The sequence below is a fragment of the Caballeronia sp. LZ065 genome (assembly GCF_031450975.1).
Lineage (GTDB): Bacteria > Pseudomonadota > Gammaproteobacteria > Burkholderiales > Burkholderiaceae > Caballeronia.
Map to the genome: position 1 here is coordinate 575,798 of NZ_JARUXV010000002.1, position 21,436 is coordinate 597,233.

The following is a 21,436-nucleotide window of genomic DNA, read 5'->3' on the forward strand; positions in this document are numbered from 1 at the left end:
TGGACCCGGGTTGGGAGACTTGGACGCACCCGCTTCGAGGCGCCCCTCGTGAAAACCGGACACGACGCGACGCTTCTCGACACGGCGGGAGCGGCCGTATGCATCAGTCCTCGATGCGCAGACCGACCTTCAATGTCACCTGCCAATGTCCGACCTTGCCGTCCTCGACTAAACCGCGGGTATCGGTTATCTGAAACCAGTGAATGTTGCGCAGCGTTTTCGATGCTTTCTCCAGTGCGACACGAACGGCGTCCTCGCTCGATGCAGGTGATGAACCCGTCAGTTCAATTTGCTTGTATACGTGTTCCGACATGTTCTTCTCCGTGTGATTGAAGGCGGTTCAGCGAAGGATCAGCAAGGTGCGCGCCAGGCGCTTGCAGGGCGAGCATGTCAAGGACGCGCGGGCGCTCCATTCGAGACTGAAGCGACGATGGGCCGAGCGGCCGGCTACGTGTAGCCGAGTCATGCTGCGCCTGGAACGAAAGAGTAGGGCATCCGAAGCATGGACCTAACCCGCCAGCCTCTTATGGCGTGCGCTGCGAATCGGGCATGCTTCGGCGCGCGGTGACTGCAAGCGCTGCTGACGACAACGTCTTTCAGTGGAAAGAGCGTTGTCTTCGATGCTACTCGAATTTCATGCTCATGCGATCGTGTTGAAGTCGTAACGATCATATTGAACGAAAGCAGAGATTGCATTTGAACGCTGAAGCTAACCTAAGCAGCTTTTGTTGGTTGGCCCCGCCTGACCGGACAGCGAGAATCCGAAATCACCATCGCGACCTTAAGCCCGTAGTCTTTCCATTCACGCTGATATTCGAAGGCCCACATCATGAAGGCGTTTTCTCCGCGGCGCCGGCCGCGCCTTGCCGCTACCGCGTTCGCTGTCGCCTGCGCCGCCCTGCTGCTGGGCGGCTGCAAGCCCCAGGAAGACACGGCTCACACGGCCGCGGCAGCGGCATCATCCATTGCCGGCGCGCCGACGAAGCAGGAGATTACCTACTTCAAATATCCCGACAATCCGGCGTTCGATTTCGTCTATCTGGCCGACAAGCTCGGCTATTTCGATGGCACCAGCACGCGGCCCAAGTATGTCGGCAAGATCTCGGCGCCGCAGATCATTCCGCTCGTGGGCACGGGGGAAATCGACTTTGGCACACGCATGGTGCCGCTCGTGATTTCGGCGATCGCGAGCGGTGCGGACATCAAGGTGGTGTCGGCAGGCGGCGAAACGCTGCCCGATGCACCGCACATGAAGTACTTCGCACGCAAGGATTCCGGCATTCGCGGACCCAAGGACTTCGAGGGCAAGACCGTTGCATTCAACAGCTTTGGCGCATGCGCGGAATTCGTGACGAAGAAATATTTGTCGCAGCATGGTGTGGACGTGTCGAAGGTCAACTGGCTAGTCGTGCCGGACAACCAGTCGCAGCAGGCGCTGGCGACGAAGAATGTGGATATCGCGATCATCCATCCGCCGTTCTCCGGCGCCGCCGAAGCTGACCCGCAACTGCACAAACTGTGGAGCGACTGGGACGAAGATCATGGGTTGGGCGGCATGGCGCCGTATAGCGTGAACGGCGCATTCGCCCGTGCGCATCCGCAGGCGGTCAAGGACTTCGTCACGGCGATCGCAAAGGCGGGCAACTGGGTCAACGAGCATCCCGATGAAGCACGCAAACTGACGGCCGAACGACTCGGCATCGACGAGAAACTCGTCGAACGTTATGCCTATGTCAAGGATCTCGTGGTGACGGAACCGCCGATCCAGTACTACATCGACATCCTCGAACAGGCAGGCAAGATTCCGAAGGGCAAGGTGAAGGTCAAGGACGTCTACACCAACGAATACAACGCGCTTGCCGTCAAGCAGTCGCAGGCGAACGCAGCCACGGCAGCGGCAGGAAACCGGTCATGAGCGAAACGGCGGGCGCGCGCGACAAGATCGTCGCACGCAATCTCACGCTTGCGTATGCGAACCAACTCACCGACGCCAGTCACACGGTGCTCGACGGCTTCGATCTCGCCGTAAGCGAAGGCGAATTCCTGGCTCTGCTGGGCCCGAGCGGATGCGGCAAGTCGACCTTTCTCAGTATCCTCGCGGGGCTGACGCCGCAGACTTCGGGTGAGCTCACGGTGGACGGCGAACCCGTCAGCGCAGCACGACAGAAGCTGGGTCTCGTGTTTCAGGGCTATGCCCTGTTTCCGTGGCGCACGGTACGCAAGAACGTCGAGACCGGGCTCGAGATTCGCGGCGTGAAGCGTGCGCAGCGTCGCGATGAAGCCGAGCGCTTTCTGCGGCTGGTGGGCCTGCTCGACTTTGCGGATCACTATCCCCATCAGCTATCCGGCGGCATGCGCCAGCGCGTGGCGATCGCGCGCGTGCTCGCTTATGGCCCGGAAATCCTGTTGATGGACGAGCCGTTCGGCGCACTGGATGCCCAGACGCGCGAACTGCTGCAGCAGGAACTGCTGGGCATCTGGGAGCACAGCGCGAAGACGGTGGTGTTCGTCACGCACAGCATCGACGAGGCCATTTTTCTGGCGGATCGCGTCGCCATCATGGGGCGTGGGCCAGGTCGCGTGCGCGAGATCATCGACATCGATCTACCGCGTCCGCGCGATGCAGCCGTGCGTCATTCCACTGCCTTTGTCGAACTACGACAGCGTGCGTGGGCGAGCCTGAAGCCCGAACTCGGATCGGCGCACGGATCGGCGGCCGAGCGCATCACCGACACGTACACAGGAGCGTAAGGTGCCTGAACCGACTTCCCTTCGGGACCTTCCAGTGCTGATCGCGCCGAATTCCGGTACCGCCGGCACACGTCGCCGCATGGCGAGCCTCTCGGTGGTTTTCGAGCGCTCGATCGCGCTCGTGGTGTTCGTGCTGCTGTGGGAACTGTTGCCACGGCTCGGCATTGTCGGCTCGGCCTATCTGAGTCCGCCTTCGCAAGTGGCGCTCGCCATTGCGCGACTCTTCGACAGCGGCGACGTCTGGCAGCATCTCGCCGCGAGCGCGCTGCGCTCGATCTCCGGTCTGCTGATTGCGGTCGCGGGCGGGGTGGCACTGGGGTTCGCGCTGGGTTGGTTCCGGCGCGCCGAGCGCATCATCGATCCGCTTTATCAACTGCTGCGGCAGGTGTCGGCGTTTGCGCTGTTTCCGGTGTTCATGTTGTTCCTTGGCATCGGTGAGTCGTCGAAGATCGCCATCATCGTGTGGGCCGCGTTCTGGCCCGTGCTGCTCAACACCATCGCAGGCGTCAAGCAGGTCGAGCGCGTGTTCGTCGATTGCGCGCGATCGATGGGCGCATCACAGGGCTTCATCTTCGCCAAGGTGGTGTTGCCGGCCGCTCTTCCGGAAATCCTGACGGGGATCCGGCTTGCCGGCGCCTACAGCATCACCGCGCTGGTCGCGGCGGAGATGATCGGAGCACGCTCGGGTCTCGGCTTTTACACGCTCAACTCGCAGGAGACGTTCCAGATTCCGGACATGTATGCCGGCATCGTGCTGCTGGCGGTGTTCGGCCTGCTGATCAACAAGAGCCTGTCGCTGCTGGAGAAGCGTCTGCTGCGCTGGCGGGTCGGACTCGCGCAAAATGGCTAGAGCGGGGCAGGCGGACGCACTTGCAAGCGATGGGCGGCGGCGTTCGCTGACCGCTGCCGTTCTGGTCGCCGCGTGTGTTTTGTTGCTTGCGGCGCTCACGCTGTTCCGGGACTCTGATGACGAGCAAGCCTTCGCTGCCGCCAGAGCGCGCGGCACCCTGATCATCGCGGTGCCGTCGCAGCCCGCGCCGACCTTGTTCGTCGGCAAGGTGGACCGTTCGGTGCGCGCTCCGGAGGCTTACGCCGTTGCCCTCGCGGAAGAAATTGGACGGCGCATCGGGCTGCCGGTGCAACTGCGGCTCGTCGAGCGAAGCAGTGCGCGTGCGGAGGTGGAATCGGGCCGCGCTGACATTGCCATTGCCGGACTGCCCTTTGCTCCGGATGCGTCGATCAGCTTCGCGCCGACGGCCTATTCGTCCGGACGAGGCCTGGCGCTGGTGCTGCGCCACGGCAACGTGCGCGACTGGGGCGATCTGAAAGGCAGGGGCATTTGCGCGTCGCGTGAAAGTCCATTCGCCGCTGGCGCCGCACGAGACTTTCAGGCGAGCGTGCAACGCTTCGACCGTCCTCTCGACGCGCTGCTGGCGTTTCAGGCCGGGGAGTGCGCGGCGCTCGTCGACGACGAATACGTCATCCGCGCGCTACTCAGGCAAGCCGACTGGTCCTACTACCGGGTATTGCCGGGCACGCTTGCGCCGACGCCGGCGTTCATCGCACTGCCCGCGGGCGGCGTCGCGAGCGTCGCGTTCGTCGAACGGACCGTGTCCGCATGGCGGCGTCAGCGTTGGCTTGCGAGCGTGCGTCGGGATCACGCGACGCAGCTTGCCTTCGAAATGTTCAACGCCCAGAACGATCTGTACTGTCACTGAAGCGCGTCTGGTCGTTGAGGGAGTCAACGGCACGATTCTTTGCGGGAACAAATGTCCAGCGCTTTTCCGGAAGCGCTTCTTGTCACGCGGGCACGGCTACGAAACGGAGAACAGCACAAAGGCATCGACTTTCGGGCGGCTTTCGCTTTCCCCATTTCGCCGAAAACATCACGAACGCCCGCTTCAGAACATCGTTCCTGGTCTGTAGCTTTTGTAGCTGATGCTGCATGCAACGTTGACCCATAACGTCATGCGTCTGTCCTCAAGAATTGCAGGCAGCATTGTGTCAAATGCTGTTCCCGTTCTCTCGCAAACATATCTTGAATGGTGACTCCTTCCACAAATGCATACCTTCCATGATGAGGTTTTAACGGCGGTCGGCAGTTTAAAGGGGCTGACTCTTCTCGTACCGTAGCCCGGTATCTCCGGTCGTGGCGGTGCGCATCGACCCTGTCACCGAACAGCGGTTGCGCGGTCTGGCGGAGGCGACGGGGTGCAAGCAGTCGTTCTTTTTGCAGCGGATCATCGAAGAAGGCATCGAAGCGATGGAAGAGACCTGGTTGGCGCCAGACACGCTGGCCAAGGTTCGCAAGGGTGACTTGCCCGAGCTACTCGCTGCACGCAGCACGACCCAACGGTAGCCGTCGCTGCCGCCCTCGCAGGCACGGCGTTTTATTCGCGTACCGGTGAGAAAGAATCGGGCACGTTCCGCGTTGAGCAGGCGCCATGAGAGCAGCGGATGTGAATCCGCACTCATAGCATCTAAAACCGATGTGCGATCGCAACGCGGACGCCTACCTGATGGTTGTTTGCGGAAGCAGTCTGCCCAGTAAGATAGGCGACCGCCGGTTGACCCAGCGAGTCCGTCCCAGCCGCATGCTGATAGACCGCGACGATATAGGCATCGGTCCGTTTCGAAAGGAAATAGTCCGTGCCGATGGCGACTTGATGATACAGCGCGCCGCCACGGCCGTCGGCACCGCTCGCGTGCGTATAGACATAGGCTAATCCTGCAAGCCATCCCGGGGTGATCTGATACTTCAAGTTCGCTTCGGCATTGTCGAACTTGGCAATACCCGCATAGCCAAGCGGATTGGGTCCGGAAGAAGAACCCAGTCCCCGGAATTGCACGTTCGAATACGCGGCTCCCAGCGTCAGCGAGCCTAACTGGTAATTGCCTCCCGCGCTGATGATCTGCAAGGTCGACGCGGAGGCGTATCCTGCGTAGATCGGATTGGACTCGGGTGTGGTAGCCGATCCAAGCGACCCTAGATTGTTACTGGCCGCGGTAGTGCCGGCATTCGGATTGGTTGCATAGATGCCGAGATTCGGAGAGCGGGCATTCAAGTATGCGACGCCCAGGCCCAACGGCCCACGGTTGTAGCTGCCGCCGACCGAATAGATCTGATTTCTTGCGATCGATCCAGCAACACCGCCGAAGCTGTAGAGGCCGCCAAACTTGAGCCCATTGAAATCCGGGCTCGTGAACTTGACGGCGTTGTTGCTGCGGCGTGTGTTCAATGTATTGTCGACGTCGCCCGCATGTCCGCCCATGTATCCGGCCCACTGCGCCCCTGACTGAAACGGCTGGGTGAAATCAGTCACGGAGTCGTACTGGCGGCCAAGCGTGACACTACCGTATTGCGATTGCAGACCGACGAATGCCTGCCGCCCGAATTCGGCCCCGCCCTGCGCGAGGGTGCCGTTACCGATGCCAAAGCCGTTTTCAAGCACGAAGATCGCCTTGATGTTGCCGCCGAGATCCTCCGCGCCCCTCAGACCCCAGCGGCTGCCACGGATGCCGCCGGTTGCTCCGTCCTGCAGGGAGTATTGATTTGCGCCTCGGGGGCCGCTGGCCGGGCGCCCCGTCTGCGTGTTACTCGTGAAGTCGAGGCCAGCATCTATCAATCCATAGAGCGTCACGGCACTTTGCGCGAGTGCTGGTTTCGCAAGTAGCACCGCACCGAAGGACGCGATCACTTTAATGTACCTAAGCCTCATTGCTATCTCCTTTATTGTGATTTTCAGAATGAAAGTTATCGATGTCACATGGATCGAAGCCATCGACTGGATGACACGGGTCGAACATCGCGATCGCGACGCTGCCGGATCGAGCGCAGGTCAACTGGTTGCACGATGGGCCGCCCCTTCGTGCGGGACACGCGGCCGTAGAATGATCGCCGCGGTGAGCAGGGTGAGTGAAACGAATGCCGCCAGAGCAAGCATTCCACTTGAGAAGCTTCCGGTGTGCTCCTTTAGCATCCCAACCGCGTAAGGTGCAAAAAAGCCGGCCAAATTTCCAATCGAACTGATGATCGCGATTCCGACCGGCCCCTCTTCCCGTGTGAGCATCGCGGGCGGGATGGTCCAGAAGACCGGCAAGTTGGCAAAGGCGCCAAAGCCGCCGGCGATGAGCGCAGCCAGTCTGACGGGCGGGTAGTCGGTCACGGCGGCAAGGACCAGCGCGAGGATCGCAACGATGCTGGGGATCATCAAATGCCAGCGCCGTTCGAGCTTGCGGTCGGACCGGGCGCCCCACAGCGAAATGCCTATCGCTGCGGCCGCATAGGGGAGAGCGGAAAGTAATCCGGTAACGGTGATGGACGTCCCGAACGCGTGAACGATCTGGGGAAGAAAGAAGGTTACGCCGTAATTCGCGCAGACAATCCCGCAATACACGAAGCCGAGTAGCCATACCCGCGGATTTCTCAGGGCACTCATCGAGGACGGCTCATGCTTTTCGGCCGCGAGCGTGGTCCGCAGCCAATGCCGCTCATGCTCGTTGAGCCATGTGGCATCCTCCGGGCTATCGACGAGCCATTTCAGTAATGCTACGCCGAGGATCAGCGACGGTATCGCTTCAATGATGAAGAGCCATTGCCAGTTCGCCAGACCGTGGACACGGCCCAGACTCAGGATGAATCCGGATAGCGGTGCCCCGACTATCGATGATGCAGGAATGGCGATGGCGAACGCGCCAATGATTCGCCCGCGATAAGCAGCGGGAAACCAGCGCGTCAGATAGAAGATGACGCCTGGAAAGAAGCCGGCCTCTGCCACCCCCAGAAGCAAGCGTAGCGAGAGAAACTGCGGGGTCGTTCGCACGAAGGCAAAGAGGAGCGAGATGATCCCCCAGGTCAGCATGATTCGAGCAAACCAACGGCGCGCGCCAAAGCGGCGCAGCGCCAGGTTGCTAGGTACTTCGAACACGACGTAGCCCAGGAAGAAGATCCCGGCTCCAGCGCCGAACGCGGACGGCGACAGTCCGAGATCGTCGTTCATCGACAAGGCGGCAAAACTCAAGTTGATGCGGTCCAGATAGGCCGCGAAATAGCACAGCATGAGCAGTGGAATCAAATGCCGCCTTATCTTGGCGATGATCTCGTCCGGGCTGACATCCATATCTCTCTCCTGTTTTCCTCGATGCACAAGGCAACGAGCAGTCTGCTGTGAACGAAACGCCATTGAGTTTTCTGCGCACGTCTGACGCTCTCGTCGATATCTATTCGGCTGACTTCGATGGCCTGCCGCGTCGTTCGCGGCGTCTCGATTCGGATTCGAGTCGCACAGACTGGTTTGTTCGAGCGCTTACGGGTTTCTGTTTCGCCCGCGGTTACTCGTGCACCGGAGCCCACGCGAATGCATCGGGACGGTGTGCCAGCACAGCACCGGAGCTAAGCAGGGAATCGAGTGCGTCGTCGCTGATTCCGACCGAACGCAATACATCCAGCGAATGCTCGCCGAGTTCGGGCGGAGGCAAAGACTCGAGGGCTTCATCGTCCGGTGCGCGCGGAAACTCGGGTACATCGAACACGAGGCCGCGGTAGTCGACCTCTCTGAGTTTGCCCGGAAATCGCGCTTGAGGCGCATCGAGAACGCGTTCGAGCGGGACGACCTCGGTGAAGCCGACGCCTGCCGCCGTCAGCCGGGACGAGAGTTCGTCGAACGTATGTCTTTGAATCGCATCACGCACGATGTCCTCAACTTTGTCCCGCACTTTCTTGCGTAGCCTCAGCGTTGCGAGAGAAGCGTCTTCTGCCTCAGGCAGTTGCAGTGCCTGACAGAACCTCAACCAATGGCCGTCGTTGAGGATAAGAAGATATCCCCAGCGGCTATCCGACGTGAGGTAAGCACCGTAACCTGGCATGCTGAACTCGCCGTGAGGCTCGCGCTCCGGGCGGCCCAGCAACTGCGTCTTCAGCTGTACGCCCACCAGGTCGCGGGATGCGACATGCAGGCCAGTTTCATACAAGCCCACCTCGACATGCTTGCGAGCAGTCGGTGAGTCAACGCGCAGCATCTCCGCGAGCATACCGATCACCGCATAGGCGCCTGCGAACTGATCGTGGTATGACGGGCCCAAACGGCTCGGACGCCCGTTGTTCCGATTCGTCTCCATGACCCCCGTCGACGCTTCCGCCACGGGATTCGATGCAAGGTCTTCTTCCTGCGGCCCCGCCGCATAGCCACGAATGTGGCAGTAAATGAGCCGTGGATTGGCCGCCTCGCACTCGTCGCGCGTGACGCCGAGTTTTCGTGCTGCTTTGGGCGCGAGATTATGAACGAAGCCATCGGCGGTCGCGAGCAACTTCATCAGCGCCTCTCTTGCGCCAGGCTTGCTCAGATCCATGCACACGCTCTTCTTGCCGTGACTGTAGGCGATGAGCGTCCCGCTCGGACCGCCACGCACCAGGCTGCGCGTGGGGTCGCCGTTGGGCGGTTCCACCTTGATGATCTCCGCACCCAACTGGGCGAGGATGTGCGTGGCGAATGGCGCGGCCAGCATGCTGCCCAGTTCGATGACGCGTCGGCCTGCTAGAGGTGCGGTGCTCATGTCAAGTCGTTCCAAGTCGATAAAGAATGCATTCTATTCGTTCATCGACAACGCAAAAAGCGCTGTTTACACGGTATAAACCCGTGGTTGCTCTGAATTCACGGATGCATATAATGCATTCTTAACAGCGCAACCATGGAATGCCAACGTGAAAAGAAGATCTTTCGTCATGTGCGGTGCCGCAAGCCTGCTCGGCAGTTCGCTTGCACCGGTTCGGGCGCAGGAGCGCAGCTCAGGTATAGATGGCGCAGCCAAGATCGTCACCGTGGGCGCCTTCACTCCTATCAGCGGACCCGTGCCGTTTTATGCCGTTCTGACCAATGCGGCCGACGCATGCTTCAAGTGGTCGAATGACACTAACGCGCTCGGTGGTTGGAAGATCCGCTATGTCACGTTCGATGACGGCTACGAGCCGGCCCGAAGCGTTGCTGTCACGCGCCGCCTTGTCGAGGAAACTGGAATATTCGCGCTGGCGGCGCCGATCGGTACGCCGCAAACCCAGGCCGTCATTCCTTATGCGAAAGAAGTGGGCTTGCCGATGATCGGACCGATCGGCGGCGCAAGCGTGCTGTTTTCGGAGCGACTGTCGTTTCCCTTGCTTCCAGACTACGGATGGTCGGCTGCCTCCAATCTCGAGTACGCGCTCAACCACCTCAAGCTTTCGAGGGTCGCCCTGCTGTGGGAAAACGACGAGCTTGGCCGTTCAGCGAAGGCGGGCTTCGATCGCTATCTGGCGTCTGTCAATAAATCGGCGGCTGCGTCCATACCTTTCGAGGTGCGCAACACGGATTTCACACCGCATATCCGGAAGATCGCAGAGGCACAAGCAGAGGCTGTGATTCTGTTCGGCTCGAACTCGAACCTTGCTGCGGCGCTGAAGTCCGCCGACCGAATCGGTTTCGACACCAAATGGATGGCGCCTTTCTTTACGGCGGATCCGACTACCCGAAAGCTTGCAGGATCCCTGCTGGACGGCGTGAATTTCTCGTCGTGGCTCTTGCCTGTCTCGGCGAGCGATCCTCAAGTGAAGGCCTATCGCGAGGCGATCGCCAAGTACTATCCATCCGATCCTGTCGGCGTATTCGGGCTCAACGGATGGAGTAATGGAATGTTATTCGTGAAGGGTTTCCAGATGCTGCTTTCGAGCGGAAAGCCGATTACCCGGGAGAATCTGGTCGCTGTCATGGAGACGATGCGCAATCAGTCAGTGGGCGGCGCGAAAGGCGTGAGTTTCGAGCCGGGAGATCACCGCGGAGCGCGTCAGGAAGCAATCATCCAGGCCACGAGCGATGGTGGATTCAAGCTCGTGCGGGATTTCAGTCCCTACCCGCCGCAAATTTTCAATTCGAAGACTGCATGAACAATCTAGCCATGACGAATGAATTCGAGGCCTGGATCGGCCGCGAGGAACAGCATGAAGGACCGATATCCGCTTCGACCGCCCGGGCAATGGCCGCGACGCTCGGACTCGATGCGGCCTTTGCCGACGGAGACGCGCTGCCGCCGGGGTGGCATTGGCTCTACTTCAACGCGATGGTGCCGCGGAGTGGACTCGGCCCTGACGGACATCCGCGTCGGGGCGGCTTCTTGCCGCCTATTGCCTTGCCGCGCCGCATGTGGGCGGGCAGCAGGATCCGCTATGTGTCGGCGTTGCCAGTGGGCGCGCATGTCACGAAAACAAGCCGTATTCTCAAGGTCGAGAACAAGACTGGAAAGCGTGGCTCGCTCTGGTTCGTGACCGTGCTTCATACCCTCGAAACCGAGGGACAAGCGTGCATCGTAGAGGAGCAGGATATCGTCTATCGCGAGCCATCCTCTCCCGGATCGAACCCGGCTCCAGCGCCCGAACCTCATGCCGAGCAGGCTGAATGGTCGTCGACGTTCGAACCTGACACGACTTTGCTCTTCCGATATTCTGCACTGACCTTCAATGGACATCGCATTCACTACGATCAGGCGTATGCGAAACACGACGAAGGTTATCGGGATCTCGTCGTGCACGGTCCGCTCACGTCGACGCTCTTGCAGCAGTTCGCCCTCGAATGCGGCGGAGGGCGCCAGCTCGCCCGTTTCGACTTTCGCGGCGTCAATCCGTTGTTCGTGGATCGGGCGTTTGCGCTCGAGGGGCGCGCTTCCGGCGACGGTAGCGTAGCAATGTGGGCACGGGGGCCCGATGGCGAACTGGCAATGTCCGCTACCGCATCTTTCAAGTAAGTGGTTTTGAATCTACAGAACAGGAGACATCCGGCATGGCGCAACATTTAAGCGGTCCCGCGAACCTCGAAGGCCAAACGGTACTCATCACCGGCGGCGCCGGCGGCATGGGCTTCGCCATCGCGAATACGTTCAGGGACGCGGGGGCTCGCGTGATCGCAACCGATAGGGCGGAACATCACGACATGGGTACGGGAATTCAGTACCGGCAATACGACGTCACGTCACGCGATCAGACCGACTCCGTCATCGATGCCGTCCTCGCAGAACATGGCCGCATCGACATTCTGGTCTTGTGCGCAGGCATCATCGCTCGCACACCGTTGGGCGACAGTACTGACGAAGAGTGGGACGCCATCATGTCGGTGAATGTGCGGGGCGTCGTGAACCCGACTCGCAAGCTATTCCCGCTGATGTGCAATCGGGGCTACGGCAAGATCCTCGCAGCGGGTTCCATTGCTGCGAAGAACGGAGGCGTAGCGTCGGGTCCCGCCTATGTATCCGCGAAGGCCGCGGTGCACGGCATGATGCGCTGGATAGCGAAGGCCGGCGCGCCGCACGGCGTCTATGCGAACGTCCTCGCGCCTGGCCCGGTCGAAACCGCCATGTGGTCGAGCGTGACAAGCAATGCGGCACCCTCCGCGAACGCCACCGTTCCGCTCGGACGTTATGGCACTGCTCAGGACATCGCTCAGGCAGCGCTGTTCCTGTGTTCGCCGGCATCGAACTGGATTACGGGCACGTCACTGGATATCAGTGGCGGCATGTGGATGGACTAAGGAGAGGAATGTCTGCTATGTCAGAGTCAATTATCGGCTTCGTGGGTCTTGGCGTCATGGGTGGCCCGATGTGCCGGAACATCGCTGCGAAGCACGGTGCCGAGGTTATCGCCTTTGACAGTCATGCGGCGGCCTTCGACATTCTCGAAGGGACCACGGCTCGCCGCGCCGGAAGCTTGAGCGAAGTGGCGGACGCGGCAGACGTCGTTTTCCTGTCGCTTCCCGGTGGCCCTGCAGTGGAAGCGGTGTGCCTGGGCCCGGACGGTTTGTCCAGTGGCATGCGGCAGCCCAAGGTGATTGTCGATCTCAGCACTACGACCGTGGCAAGCGCACGCGCTGTCGGCCGCGCGCTTGCCGAACGAAACATCGAGTTCGCAGACGCTCCGGTTGCGCGGACCCGCGAAGCGGCGCAACGCGGGGAGCTCAGCATCATGGTTGGCGCGAGCGAGTCGTTGTTCACGCGAATTGCTCCGCTGCTTCGCTATATCGGTACCGATGTCACCCACTGCGGAGACATCGGATGCGGGCAGGTCGTGAAGCTGATCAACAATGCGCTGGTCTTCGAGCATACCGTGGCCCTCGCGGAGATGATGGTGCTGGGCGAACGCGCGGGCGTCGAGCCGGCCACGCTGCTCGACGCCGTCTCGAAGGGCTCCGGCGATAGCTTCGTGTTGCGGAACCATGGACGCAAGGCCATGTTGCCCCGGACCTTTCCCGAGAAATCGTTCCCACCGGAATACGTGCTCAAGGATATCGGCTACGTGCTGGAGCTCGCACGGCAGACCGAGTCTTCGGTGCGCGTGGCCGAACTCGCTCAGACCTATTACGAGGCGACAGCGCGTGAGGGTTATGCGGGCCGGTATTTCCCGGCGGTGATCGAGGTGATCGATCGTGGCGCAGCGCTTCCTGGAGACCGGGACCTGCCGGGGACGTCGACATGACGAACTTCCTTGGCCTCGTCTGGGCGGGTGTCGTGAGCGGATGTCTTTACGCGCTCGGGGCGATCGGGCTCGTAATGGTATTCAAGAGCTCAAAAGTTGTGAACTTCGCGCACGGCAATCTTGCGGGCCTCGGCGCATTCTTCGTGTACGGCTTTACTGCCGGCAAGTTTGCTGACCTCAGCTGGGGCGCCGCCTTGCTCGTGACGCTCATCGCCGTGGTGGCGCTCACGGGTCTGAGCGGTGCGATCATTGCACCGCTCGTAGCGAAATCTGACCTCACCAGCACGATCGCCACCCTTGGCATCGGTCTGATCGTGCAAGGTGCGACCCAACTGACATTCGGCTCGGAAGTCGTCGCGCTCGATCTGCCCTTGCCGTCCTGGCGAACGCACATCGGCGCCATCCGGGTCACATCTTATGACCTCGCCGTCGTGACGATTACCGTGGGCATTGTCATCGCGCTCCACCTGCTGATTGATAAGACGCGTATTGGCGTCGCGTTTCGAGCCGTGTCTGACAATCCCTTCGCCAGCCGGGTGTGCGGGCTTCGGCTCACGAGAATACAGCTGTTCTCATGGATCGTGTCCGGCGTGCTCGGGCTTGTCGCGTCGCTGCTGATCGTGCCGACCACATTTCTCTCATCGACGAGCGTCGCTTCATTCATGTTGCAGGCATTCGCCGCCGCAGTCGTTGGAGGATTCTCGAGCCTGGGAGGCGCCATCGTGGGCGGCCTTCTGGTGGGAGTTCTGATGAACCTGCTGTCGTTCTACTTCTCGTCCGAGTTCACGAGCACCTATCTGTTGCTGTTGATACTGGTCGTGCTGACGCTGTTTCCCAAGGGTGTATTGGCAGTCCGTGGAGGCGCCCGTGCCTGATGTATCGATGCAATCCGAAGCAATTGCAAAGCAGGTCGGCTCAAGCCGGAGCGGGTCGGATAGCCGAAGCCGGAGCCGGATGGGCAAGCTGAGCCCGGTTCTGGTTGTCGTGCTGCTGCTCTTGCCAATCATGGGCCACGGGTACTGGATCTACACGCTGGGCCTGTCGTTCGCGAACGCCATCGCCATACTGTCGGTCAGCTTTCTCGTGCGCTACAGCGGTGAGGTGTCGATCGGCCACGGCGTGTTTGTTGCGGTGGGCGCCTATGCCGTCGCGTTATGCGAACGCTATGCCGGCGTCTCGCTTGCCGCCAGCTTGCCGCTCGCGGTGATTCTCGGTGCGCTGCTCGGCCTCGTCTTTGCGTTTCCCTCGCGCAAGCTCTCCGGCATCTCCCTGGCGGTCGTCACCATGGCACTCGCGCTCGCGCTGCCGGAACTCCTTCTGCATTTTTCGAAGATATCGGGCGGATATGAAGGGTTATACGTCAAGCTCCCGATAATTCCGATCGGCCCCGACGCTCTGCAGCGTTATTACGTTCCGCTGTTTTGCTTGCTCGCCGTCGTCGCTGTCTTGCGACATTTTCGCCAATCACGTCAGGCGATGGCAATGCTGCTCGCCCGGACGTCGAGTCATGCGGCGGAATCGTTCGGTATCGGTCGCGGTTGGGCGCGCCTTTCGTGCCTGGCGATCAGCACCGCAATCGCTTCATTGGCAGGCGCGCTGCAAGCCTTCAGTTCGTCGACGGTCTCGCCCAACAGCTTCACGATGTGGACGTCCATCTTCCTCCTGGTGGGATCGGTGGTCAGCATGTATTCGCTGTCGCTCGTCGGCGGGTTGACAGGCGGCTTGTTTCTGACGCTGATACCGCTGCTGCTGGCGGGCGCGGGCAATTGGGTGCCGGTGCTCTACGGAGCGGCGCTGCTCGCAGTGGTGCTCGCCGCGAACGTCCTGCCGAGCCTGCGTCTTCACACGAATGGAGGCAAAAAGTGATGGCCGCCGAGATCCGTCGTGCAGCGTCGGCACAGGCCTTGATCGTAAGTGATCTGGCGTTGTCGTTTGGCGGAAATTTCGTCTTGAAGGACGTCAATGTGTGCTTCGAGCCGGGTCAGATCACCGGGTTGATCGGGCCGAATGGCGCGGGTAAGACAAGCTTCTTCAACTGTTTGACGGGTCTCTATTCCCCGCAGCGAGGTTCGATTCTCTTTGGCGATACGCGCGTGGACAGGTGGCTGCCCATGCAACGAGCGGCGGTCGGCTTCTCGCGCAGCTTTCAACACGTTGCGTTGAGTGCGGAGTTGACGATTGTCGAGAATGTAATGGTCGGGCTCGACAAGCATTCGAGGGCCGGCTGGAGCGAGGCATTTCTTCCCCTCCCCAAGGGAAGCACGGAGCGCAAGCGCAATCGAAGTCGTGCGATGGAGGCGTTGGTGCATCTGGGTATCGCGGAAACCGCCGATTTTTTGCCCGCGGCGTTGCCGCCCGGCGTGCTCCGTCTGGCCGAGATCGCACGCGCCATGGTCGGCTCGCCGAATGTGCTCTTGCTGGACGAACCCGCAGCGGGACTCAACTCCGTCGAGACGCGCGATCTGGCCGTGGGGCTGCGAAAACTTCGTTCGAAGGACCTGGTTCTGGTGGTCGTCGAGCACGACATGGATCTGATCATGGATGTTTGCGACACGATTCACGTCCTCAGCGCCGGCCGGTTGCTCGTGTCCGGCAGTCCAGCGCATGTCCGCACGCATCCGGAGGTCGTGCGCGTGTACCTGGGAGATGACAGTGAGTGAGTCTTCGAATGCCCTTCTGACAGTGAATGGGCTATTTGTCAGATACGGCGCGGGACCCGTTGTACATGATGCGGCGTTTTCGCTCGGACATGGCTCGGTCGGAGCACTGCTGGGTGCGAACGGTGCAGGAAAATCCAGCGTCTTGCGCGCCATAGCCGGGCTCGCCGCATCGCAGGGGAAGATCGTCTTCGATGAGATCGACGTCAGCCATACGAGCGCGGCAGCGCGTTTTCGGCGGGGCATCGTGTACGTGCCTGAAGGACGGGCCATCGTGACGGATTTGTCGGTGCGCGAGAATCTCGTCCTCGGCGCTTATTTCGTCGACAGGCGCACGCGCGAACGTCGCAAGGAGATGGTTCTCGAATTCTTTCCGGAGATTGCGAATCGACTGCGCGTACCGGCAGGCCTGCTTAGCGGCGGTGAGCAGCAGATGCTGGCGATCGGCCGCGGGCTGATGTCCGGTCCGCGCTTGCTTCTGCTGGACGAACCTTCCCTTGGGCTGGCGCCGCTGCTTGTTGCACGCGTGTACGACCGGCTGGCACGGATTCAGAGCGAGCAGCGGCTGACTGTCTTGCTCGTCGAGCAAAGCTTTCACGTCGCGGCGAAGCTGGCGTCGCACGCATGGGTGATGCGTCACGGAGCCGTGGTGGGTCATCTCGACGAGACCCTGCTCCGAAGTAAAGAAGGACGGCTGCAGGCCATCGACGCCTATCTTGGCGCCCGAATCCAGGATTCGGGCGGCGCGAACGCACAACATTAGCGAGAGGATCGGTACATGGAAACCAAACTCGAAGGCCGCGTCATGGCAGAAGGGCTGTCCTTTCCGGAAGGACCCATAGCCTTGAACGACGGAAGCGTTTTGGTCGTCGAGATCGCGGGAGCGCGCCTCACCCGTGTTTTGCCGGACGGGCGATTGCAGGTGGTGGCCGAACTGGGCGGCGGCCCCAACGGAGCGGCGCTCGGGCCCGACGGACACTGCTATGTCTGCAATAACGGTGGCTTCAGCTGGCGTACGGATGATGGCTTCACGCGTCCCACCGGTGCGGCCGCCGACTACCGTGGCGGGGCCATTCAGCGCGTGAATCTGGCATCGGAGAACGTGGAAACACTCTATACCCATTGCGACGGCATCCCCCTTCACGGGCCGAACGATATCGTCTTCGATGCCGACGGCGGTTTCTGGTTTACCGATTTCGGAAAGACCTTCGAAGACCGGATGATGCGCGGCGCGATCTACTACGCTCGGACCGATGGAAGCAGCATTGTCCGGGCCGCCCATCCGGTGCTCACGCCCAACGGCATCGGCTTGTCGCCGGATGGAAAAACTCTTTATGTCAGCGAAACCGAGACGTGTCGACTGTGGGCTTACCCGGTGACAGGTCGAGGCATGCTTGCTCAGGAGGCGTGGCCTTCCCCGAATGGCGGCCGGCTCGTTCACGGTCTTCCCGGTTATCAGCGCTTCGACTCGCTTGCCGTGGAAGAGAACGGGAATGTCTGCGTCGCGACACTCGTGCGTGGCGGCATCAGCGTGTTCACTCCTGCCGGACAGTTGATCGAATTCTATCGGGCTCCGGAAAGCTACTGCACCAACATCTGTTTTGGCGGCGCTGACCGGCGAACCGCATTCATCACACTGTCAGGTTATGGGCAGTTATATGCCGCGCGTTGGCCCCGGCCAGGTTTGACATTGTTCGCTTGAGTTCTGCCTTCTGACGAAGGAAAAAATGGAATCACCGAAATAGGCGGGCTGTGAAAAGCAGCCGCCGGCATCGTGCCGTCTCGACATCGAGAATGCATTATCCACCGGTCCCGGTTTTCGACATGACAAGCAAGGAAAAGCCGAAAGTCGCGCAAGGAAAACTCTATTTAATAGCTTGAATCGAGGCTAATGCGTCGAAGCTTGCGTACTAGTAGTTCACTCACTTTTAGGAGAGCAAACGTGGAAACAACTTTGAACCCCGTACAGTCCGATGTCGGAAATGCGCCCGCCGAAGGCCGTATCACTGACGAAGCCGTTGCGGAAGCAAGAAAGATGATTGGCTTGCATCTGCGTCCCGAGGGTCCGTATCTGCAGGACGCAACCGCAGACACGCTGCGCAACTGGTGCAATGGCATCGGCGATTTGAATCCGCTCTACCGCGATTACGGCTACGGCAGAGGCACGCGTTATGGCTCCATGGTCGGTCATCCGATGTTTCCGATGGCGTTCGGCTGGCTTGGCCGGACGCGCTGGGGGTTGCCTGGCGTGCATGGGTTCTACGCCGGGAACGACTGGGAGGTGTTTCGCCACGTCCGTCCGGACGATCGCATCACGGCCATTGAGCGAGTCGTGGGAGTCGAGGAGAAGGAGAGCAAGTTCTCCGGTCGCCTCGTGCTTCAGTACGTAGAGGCTTGCTATTACAACCAGCGTAGCGAACTCGTCGCGCGTGCGCTTGGAACCTGCACTCGCCACGAGCGCAAGGCCGCACGGGATGCCGGAAAGTACAAGGAAATCGTCCAGCATGAGTACGATGACGAGGAGCGCGACCGAATCGATGAAATGGTGCTCAACGAGCCGAAAAACATTCGCGGCGCGAACGTGCGCTATTGGGAGGACGTGCAGGAAGGCGAGGAACTGCCGACCATCGCGCGCGGTCCGCTCTCGTTGATGGACACGATGGGCTTTCTCGTCGGCTGTGGCCGCGGACATACGCATGGCGTGGTGCTTCAAGCCGCGGTAAGGCATCCGGGTCACTTCTTCCGTAATCCGGAAGCCGGCGGCGGCGTGGAATACACCGGCATCGGTCATCATCGCGAGTCGGTCGCGAAGGAAGTCGGCGTGCCGGGAACCTATGATTACGGTCCTCAGCGTTCGTCGTGGATGTGCTCGCTGGTCACGAACTGGATGGGTGACGCCGGCTTCATCAAACGCGTGCGAACGGAAATGCGCCGCTTCAACATCATGGGCGACACGACGTATTGCAAGGGCAAGGTTATCCGAAAGTACGTGAAGGACAACGTCGGCCTGGTCGACATCGAGATTGCCGCAGTGAATCAGCGAGGCGAGGTGACGACGCCTGGCCTCGCAACGGTGGCGTTGCCTTCGCGTAACGTCGAATTGCCGGCATTCATCGATGGCGCGGCTATCGATCTCGAACTTCCCACGGTGCGTTGAAGCAGAAAAGGACAAAGTCAATGCATACCGACGACGCACCGGACAAACCGTTATTGCCGCTGGCAGGATGTCGAGTGATCGAGCGCTCGCGAACGGCGGCGGCCGCTTATGCGGGGCGCATGCTCGCGGCATTGGGGGCGACTGTCATCATGCTGGAACCCCCCGAGGGAAGCCGGCTGCGTCGCGCGACGCCCACGCTGCCGGAGACGGGAGAGAGCGCGCTGTTTGCTTTCCTGGCTGCGGGAAAGCGCAGTCTTGTTTGCGACGCATCAACGACGGACGGACAGAACCTGCTCGAGCGCGAGCTCGACGGAGCACACATTTTTCTGGACGATACGCCCGTAAGCGAACTTGTCGCGCAGGGTACGGACAGCGATGCCATCAGGCGTCGCTATCCGAATCTCGTGCATGTCTCGATCCTGCCCTTCGGCGCGTTCGGTCCCAAGGCGCATTGGGTGGGGGAAGAGGTCAATGTGGTCCATGCGGGTGGCGAGGGCTTCCTGCTTCCGAACGGTCTCTCCGCCACGCTGTTTCCGAACCGGGCACCGCTGAAGATCTACGGGCATTTCGCCAGTTTTCAGGGGGGATGCAGTGCCGCGATGTGCGCACTGTCCGCGTGGTGGTCGGTGCCGCGTGCAGGCGGGCAGTTCGTCGATATCTCGGTTCAGGACGCGGCGTTGTCGGTGGGCGCGTTCGCACTGCAACGTCTCGGTGACGGATCGCTCGAACATCGTGGGACACGAAGCTTTCGCTACGGTGGCGTGTTCGAGGCGCAGGATGGGTTCGTCGAACTCCTGACGCTCGAGGACCGCCAGTGGAGGAACCTCGTTGCGCTGATGGATCACCCCGACTGGGCCGCCGACCCGGCGTTGGATGATCCTCTCGAACGAAGTCGCAGAGGAGACGAAATCAACGTTCATATCGCCCAGTGGACGAAGCTTCACAACGTCGAGATGATTGTCAGCCGTGCCCAGTCTCTTGGCGTTCCGGCAGCGAAATATCGGACGCCCGAGGAGGTGTTGACAGGTGAGCACGAACGGTCACGCCAGTTGTTTTCGCAGGCGACACTCGAGAGCGGCGTGCAAGTCGACGTTCTCGTTGCCCCGTTCCAATTCCGCTGCACCCCGCTGCAGCATCCGATGAACGTTCCGGCAGTGGGCGAATACGCTCGAGAGATTGTTCAATGACGACACTCAACGCTCCGCTTGCCGGCGTACGCATCGCCGATTTCACGATTCACGCCGCGGGTCCTTTCTGCACGCATTTGCTCACGCAGTTGGGCGCCGAGTCGATCAAGATCGAAAGCCGCGCAAGACCGGACGCCTTCCGCAAACCGCATGCGGTCTATGGCAGGTTGGCTGCGGCAACGTTCGATCAGGTCTCGTCCAACAAGTTGTCCGTCCGCCTCAATCTGAAGCATCCCGAGGCGGTCGCCCTGGCCATGCGACTCGTATCCATCTGCGAGGTCACGGCAGAAAGCTTTCGCCCAGGCGTCATGCAGCGTCTCGGGCTCGACTTCGAGACTTTGCGAGCGCATAAACCCGACATCGTGATGTTGTCGCTCTCGTCGTGCGGCCAGAGCGGGCCCGACTCCCACTTCGCCGGCTATGCGCCCCTGTTCGGCGCCTGGGGAGGTCTCGGGTGGATGTCGGGATACACAGACGGTCCACCCGTCGAGATGCGGCATGTGATGGATCATTCGGCCGGCATGCATGCGGCCCTGGCGACCATCGCGGCACTTCATCAACAGCGCATGACCGGGCGTGCGCAACACGTGGACCTGGCGGCCCGGGAAGTTGCGTCCGCAATGATCGGCGACGCCCTGGTCCTCGCGAGCGCAGGACACGCGCCCGATCGACCGGGGAATGGCGATGCGGCCATGGTGCCTCACGGCGTGTTCGCCACCAACGCCCACGATCGCTGGCTGAGTCTTGCCGTTCGCGACGACAGTGAATGGCGTTCCCTGGTCGGCATCGTCGGCCCGTCCCTGGATGACCCGTCGTTCGCGTCGCTGTCAGGCCGTCGTCAGCACATCGATGTGCTGGAGACGCGCCTCTCGGCCTGGCTCGCGACGCGCGATGCGGAAGACACCGCACAAAGGCTGCAAGCGGCGGGGATCCCGGCGCATGTGTCGTGGAACATGGAGGACATTGCTGGAGACCCGCATTTGCGAGCGCGCGGGTCGGTCGTCGAAGTCTCGAACGACAGCATTCCGCCGCGTCCCGCAGTCGGCGCGCCAGGACGGTTCTCCAAAACCGGCGAGGTCGGCATCCGCACGCTGACGCCTGGTCTGGGACAAGACGAGGCTTACGTGTTCGGTGAGTTACTTGGTCTCAGCTCGCAGCAGCGCGCTGATCTGGAAACGCGTGAGATCATTTATTGACC

Annotated in this window: 21 protein-coding genes; 17 read left to right on the forward strand and 4 right to left on the reverse strand. The window is 61.0% G+C overall.

The window, feature by feature from the left end:
- Positions 1-103 precede the first annotated feature (103 nt).
- Positions 104-313 carry a dodecin gene (locus tag QCE63_RS16790; protein ID WP_309834530.1) on the reverse strand — a complete coding sequence of 70 codons (210 nt, stop codon included), beginning with the start codon at positions 311-313 and terminating at the stop codon, positions 104-106.
- A gap of 516 nt (positions 314-829) precedes the next feature.
- Here QCE63_RS16790 and QCE63_RS16795 point away from each other — a divergent pair.
- The 5 genes from QCE63_RS16795 to QCE63_RS16815 all read left to right on the forward strand — a co-directional run bounded on the left by QCE63_RS16795 (position 830) and on the right by QCE63_RS16815 (position 5,110).
- Positions 830-1,915: an ABC transporter substrate-binding protein gene (locus QCE63_RS16795; protein WP_309834532.1), complete on the forward strand. Its 1,086-nt coding sequence runs from the start codon at positions 830-832 to the stop codon at positions 1,913-1,915.
- On the forward strand, positions 1,912-2,751 hold the full coding sequence (locus QCE63_RS16800) for an ABC transporter ATP-binding protein (RefSeq protein ID WP_309834533.1): 840 nt from the start codon (positions 1,912-1,914) through the stop codon (positions 2,749-2,751). The genes QCE63_RS16795 and QCE63_RS16800 overlap by 4 nt, the downstream gene beginning before the upstream one ends.
- A gap of 79 nt (positions 2,752-2,830) precedes the next feature.
- A complete protein-coding gene (locus QCE63_RS16805; protein WP_309835470.1) occupies positions 2,831-3,601 on the forward strand; it encodes an ABC transporter permease in 771 nt (256 codons plus the stop codon).
- Positions 3,594-4,469, forward strand: coding sequence for a transporter substrate-binding domain-containing protein (locus QCE63_RS16810; protein WP_309834534.1), 876 nt, complete (start codon positions 3,594-3,596; stop codon positions 4,467-4,469). Before QCE63_RS16805 ends, QCE63_RS16810 begins: the two co-directional genes overlap by 8 nt.
- 431 nt (positions 4,470-4,900) lie before the next feature.
- Positions 4,901-5,110 (forward strand): hypothetical protein, encoded by a 210-nt coding sequence (locus tag QCE63_RS16815; RefSeq protein WP_309834536.1) that lies wholly within the window; start codon positions 4,901-4,903, stop codon positions 5,108-5,110.
- A gap of 121 nt (positions 5,111-5,231) precedes the next feature.
- On the opposite strand, the gene QCE63_RS16820 is transcribed toward QCE63_RS16815, so the two are convergent.
- The 3 genes from QCE63_RS16820 to QCE63_RS16830 all read right to left on the reverse strand — a co-directional run bounded on the left by QCE63_RS16820 (position 5,232) and on the right by QCE63_RS16830 (position 9,303).
- Positions 5,232-6,470: a porin gene (locus QCE63_RS16820; RefSeq protein WP_309834538.1), complete on the reverse strand. Its 1,239-nt coding sequence runs from the start codon at positions 6,468-6,470 to the stop codon at positions 5,232-5,234.
- Positions 6,471-6,590: 120 nt separating this feature from the next.
- Positions 6,591-7,871 (reverse strand): MFS transporter, encoded by a 1,281-nt coding sequence (locus QCE63_RS16825; RefSeq protein ID WP_309834539.1) that lies wholly within the window; start codon positions 7,869-7,871, stop codon positions 6,591-6,593.
- A gap of 211 nt (positions 7,872-8,082) precedes the next feature.
- A complete protein-coding gene (locus tag QCE63_RS16830) occupies positions 8,083-9,303 on the reverse strand; it encodes a CaiB/BaiF CoA-transferase family protein (RefSeq protein ID WP_309834540.1) in 1,221 nt (406 codons plus the stop codon).
- A 148-nt stretch (positions 9,304-9,451) separates the two neighbouring features.
- Between QCE63_RS16830 and QCE63_RS16835 the strand changes: the two genes are divergently transcribed.
- The 12 genes from QCE63_RS16835 (at position 9,452) to QCE63_RS16890 (ending at position 21,434) form a co-directional block, all read left to right on the forward strand.
- A complete protein-coding gene (locus QCE63_RS16835) occupies positions 9,452-10,663 on the forward strand; it encodes an ABC transporter substrate-binding protein (RefSeq protein WP_309834542.1) in 1,212 nt (403 codons plus the stop codon).
- Positions 10,660-11,517 carry a MaoC family dehydratase N-terminal domain-containing protein gene (locus QCE63_RS16840; RefSeq protein WP_404990136.1) on the forward strand — a complete coding sequence of 286 codons (858 nt, stop codon included), beginning with the start codon at positions 10,660-10,662 and terminating at the stop codon, positions 11,515-11,517. Before QCE63_RS16835 ends, QCE63_RS16840 begins: the two co-directional genes overlap by 4 nt.
- 35 nt (positions 11,518-11,552) lie before the next feature.
- Positions 11,553-12,296 (forward strand): SDR family oxidoreductase, encoded by a 744-nt coding sequence (locus QCE63_RS16845; RefSeq protein ID WP_309834544.1) that lies wholly within the window; start codon positions 11,553-11,555, stop codon positions 12,294-12,296.
- A gap of 17 nt (positions 12,297-12,313) precedes the next feature.
- Positions 12,314-13,237 carry an NAD(P)-dependent oxidoreductase gene (locus QCE63_RS16850; protein ID WP_309834546.1) on the forward strand — a complete coding sequence of 308 codons (924 nt, stop codon included), beginning with the start codon at positions 12,314-12,316 and terminating at the stop codon, positions 13,235-13,237.
- A complete protein-coding gene (locus QCE63_RS16855; protein WP_309834548.1) occupies positions 13,234-14,112 on the forward strand; it encodes a branched-chain amino acid ABC transporter permease in 879 nt (292 codons plus the stop codon). Before QCE63_RS16850 ends, QCE63_RS16855 begins: the two co-directional genes overlap by 4 nt.
- 79 nt (positions 14,113-14,191) lie before the next feature.
- Positions 14,192-15,103 (forward strand): branched-chain amino acid ABC transporter permease, encoded by a 912-nt coding sequence (locus tag QCE63_RS16860; protein ID WP_309834550.1) that lies wholly within the window; start codon positions 14,192-14,194, stop codon positions 15,101-15,103.
- Positions 15,103-15,897, forward strand: a complete 795-nt coding sequence (locus QCE63_RS16865) for an ABC transporter ATP-binding protein (protein WP_309834551.1) — start codon at positions 15,103-15,105, stop codon at positions 15,895-15,897. Before QCE63_RS16860 ends, QCE63_RS16865 begins: the two co-directional genes overlap by 1 nt.
- Positions 15,890-16,657 carry an ABC transporter ATP-binding protein gene (locus QCE63_RS16870; RefSeq protein WP_309834552.1) on the forward strand — a complete coding sequence of 256 codons (768 nt, stop codon included), beginning with the start codon at positions 15,890-15,892 and terminating at the stop codon, positions 16,655-16,657. Before QCE63_RS16865 ends, QCE63_RS16870 begins: the two co-directional genes overlap by 8 nt.
- A 15-nt stretch (positions 16,658-16,672) precedes the next feature.
- The gene (locus QCE63_RS16875) at positions 16,673-17,596 is read left to right on the forward strand and encodes an SMP-30/gluconolactonase/LRE family protein (RefSeq protein ID WP_309834553.1); all 924 of its coding nucleotides are present in this window, start codon (positions 16,673-16,675) and stop codon (positions 17,594-17,596) included.
- A 189-nt stretch (positions 17,597-17,785) separates the two neighbouring features.
- The gene (locus QCE63_RS16880) at positions 17,786-19,051 is read left to right on the forward strand and encodes a MaoC family dehydratase N-terminal domain-containing protein (RefSeq protein WP_309834554.1); all 1,266 of its coding nucleotides are present in this window, start codon (positions 17,786-17,788) and stop codon (positions 19,049-19,051) included.
- Between the two features lie 20 nt (positions 19,052-19,071).
- The gene (locus QCE63_RS16885; protein WP_309834556.1) at positions 19,072-20,238 is read left to right on the forward strand and encodes a CoA transferase; all 1,167 of its coding nucleotides are present in this window, start codon (positions 19,072-19,074) and stop codon (positions 20,236-20,238) included.
- Positions 20,235-21,434, forward strand: coding sequence for a CoA transferase (locus tag QCE63_RS16890; protein ID WP_309834558.1), 1,200 nt, complete (start codon positions 20,235-20,237; stop codon positions 21,432-21,434). The genes QCE63_RS16885 and QCE63_RS16890 overlap by 4 nt, the downstream gene beginning before the upstream one ends.
- The last annotated feature ends 2 nt before the right edge of the window (positions 21,435-21,436 follow it).

Coding starts and splice junctions, on each gene's coding strand:
- QCE63_RS16855 (WP_309834548.1), top strand. CDS start 13,234: ATGACGAACTTCCTTGGCCTCGTCTGGGCGGGTGTCGTGAGCGGATGT.
- QCE63_RS16830 (WP_309834540.1), bottom strand. CDS start 9,303: ATGAGCACCGCACCTCTAGCAGGCCGACGCGTCATCGAACTGGGCAGC.
- QCE63_RS16790 (WP_309834530.1), bottom strand. CDS start 313: ATGTCGGAACACGTATACAAGCAAATTGAACTGACGGGTTCATCACCT.
- QCE63_RS16860 (WP_309834550.1), top strand. CDS start 14,192: ATGGGCAAGCTGAGCCCGGTTCTGGTTGTCGTGCTGCTGCTCTTGCCA.
- QCE63_RS16795 (WP_309834532.1), top strand. CDS start 830: ATGAAGGCGTTTTCTCCGCGGCGCCGGCCGCGCCTTGCCGCTACCGCG.
- QCE63_RS16810 (WP_309834534.1), top strand. CDS start 3,594: ATGGCTAGAGCGGGGCAGGCGGACGCACTTGCAAGCGATGGGCGGCGG.
- QCE63_RS16885 (WP_309834556.1), top strand. CDS start 19,072: ATGCATACCGACGACGCACCGGACAAACCGTTATTGCCGCTGGCAGGA.
- QCE63_RS16820 (WP_309834538.1), bottom strand. CDS start 6,470: ATGAGGCTTAGGTACATTAAAGTGATCGCGTCCTTCGGTGCGGTGCTA.
- QCE63_RS16845 (WP_309834544.1), top strand. CDS start 11,553: ATGGCGCAACATTTAAGCGGTCCCGCGAACCTCGAAGGCCAAACGGTA.
- QCE63_RS16875 (WP_309834553.1), top strand. CDS start 16,673: ATGGAAACCAAACTCGAAGGCCGCGTCATGGCAGAAGGGCTGTCCTTT.
- QCE63_RS16850 (WP_309834546.1), top strand. CDS start 12,314: ATGTCAGAGTCAATTATCGGCTTCGTGGGTCTTGGCGTCATGGGTGGC.
- QCE63_RS16825 (WP_309834539.1), bottom strand. CDS start 7,871: ATGGATGTCAGCCCGGACGAGATCATCGCCAAGATAAGGCGGCATTTG.
- QCE63_RS16805 (WP_309835470.1), top strand. CDS start 2,831: ATGGCGAGCCTCTCGGTGGTTTTCGAGCGCTCGATCGCGCTCGTGGTG.
- QCE63_RS16840 (WP_404990136.1), top strand. CDS start 10,660: ATGAACAATCTAGCCATGACGAATGAATTCGAGGCCTGGATCGGCCGC.
- QCE63_RS16800 (WP_309834533.1), top strand. CDS start 1,912: ATGAGCGAAACGGCGGGCGCGCGCGACAAGATCGTCGCACGCAATCTC.
- QCE63_RS16880 (WP_309834554.1), top strand. CDS start 17,786: ATGCGTCGAAGCTTGCGTACTAGTAGTTCACTCACTTTTAGGAGAGCA.
- QCE63_RS16865 (WP_309834551.1), top strand. CDS start 15,103: ATGGCCGCCGAGATCCGTCGTGCAGCGTCGGCACAGGCCTTGATCGTA.
- QCE63_RS16890 (WP_309834558.1), top strand. CDS start 20,235: ATGACGACACTCAACGCTCCGCTTGCCGGCGTACGCATCGCCGATTTC.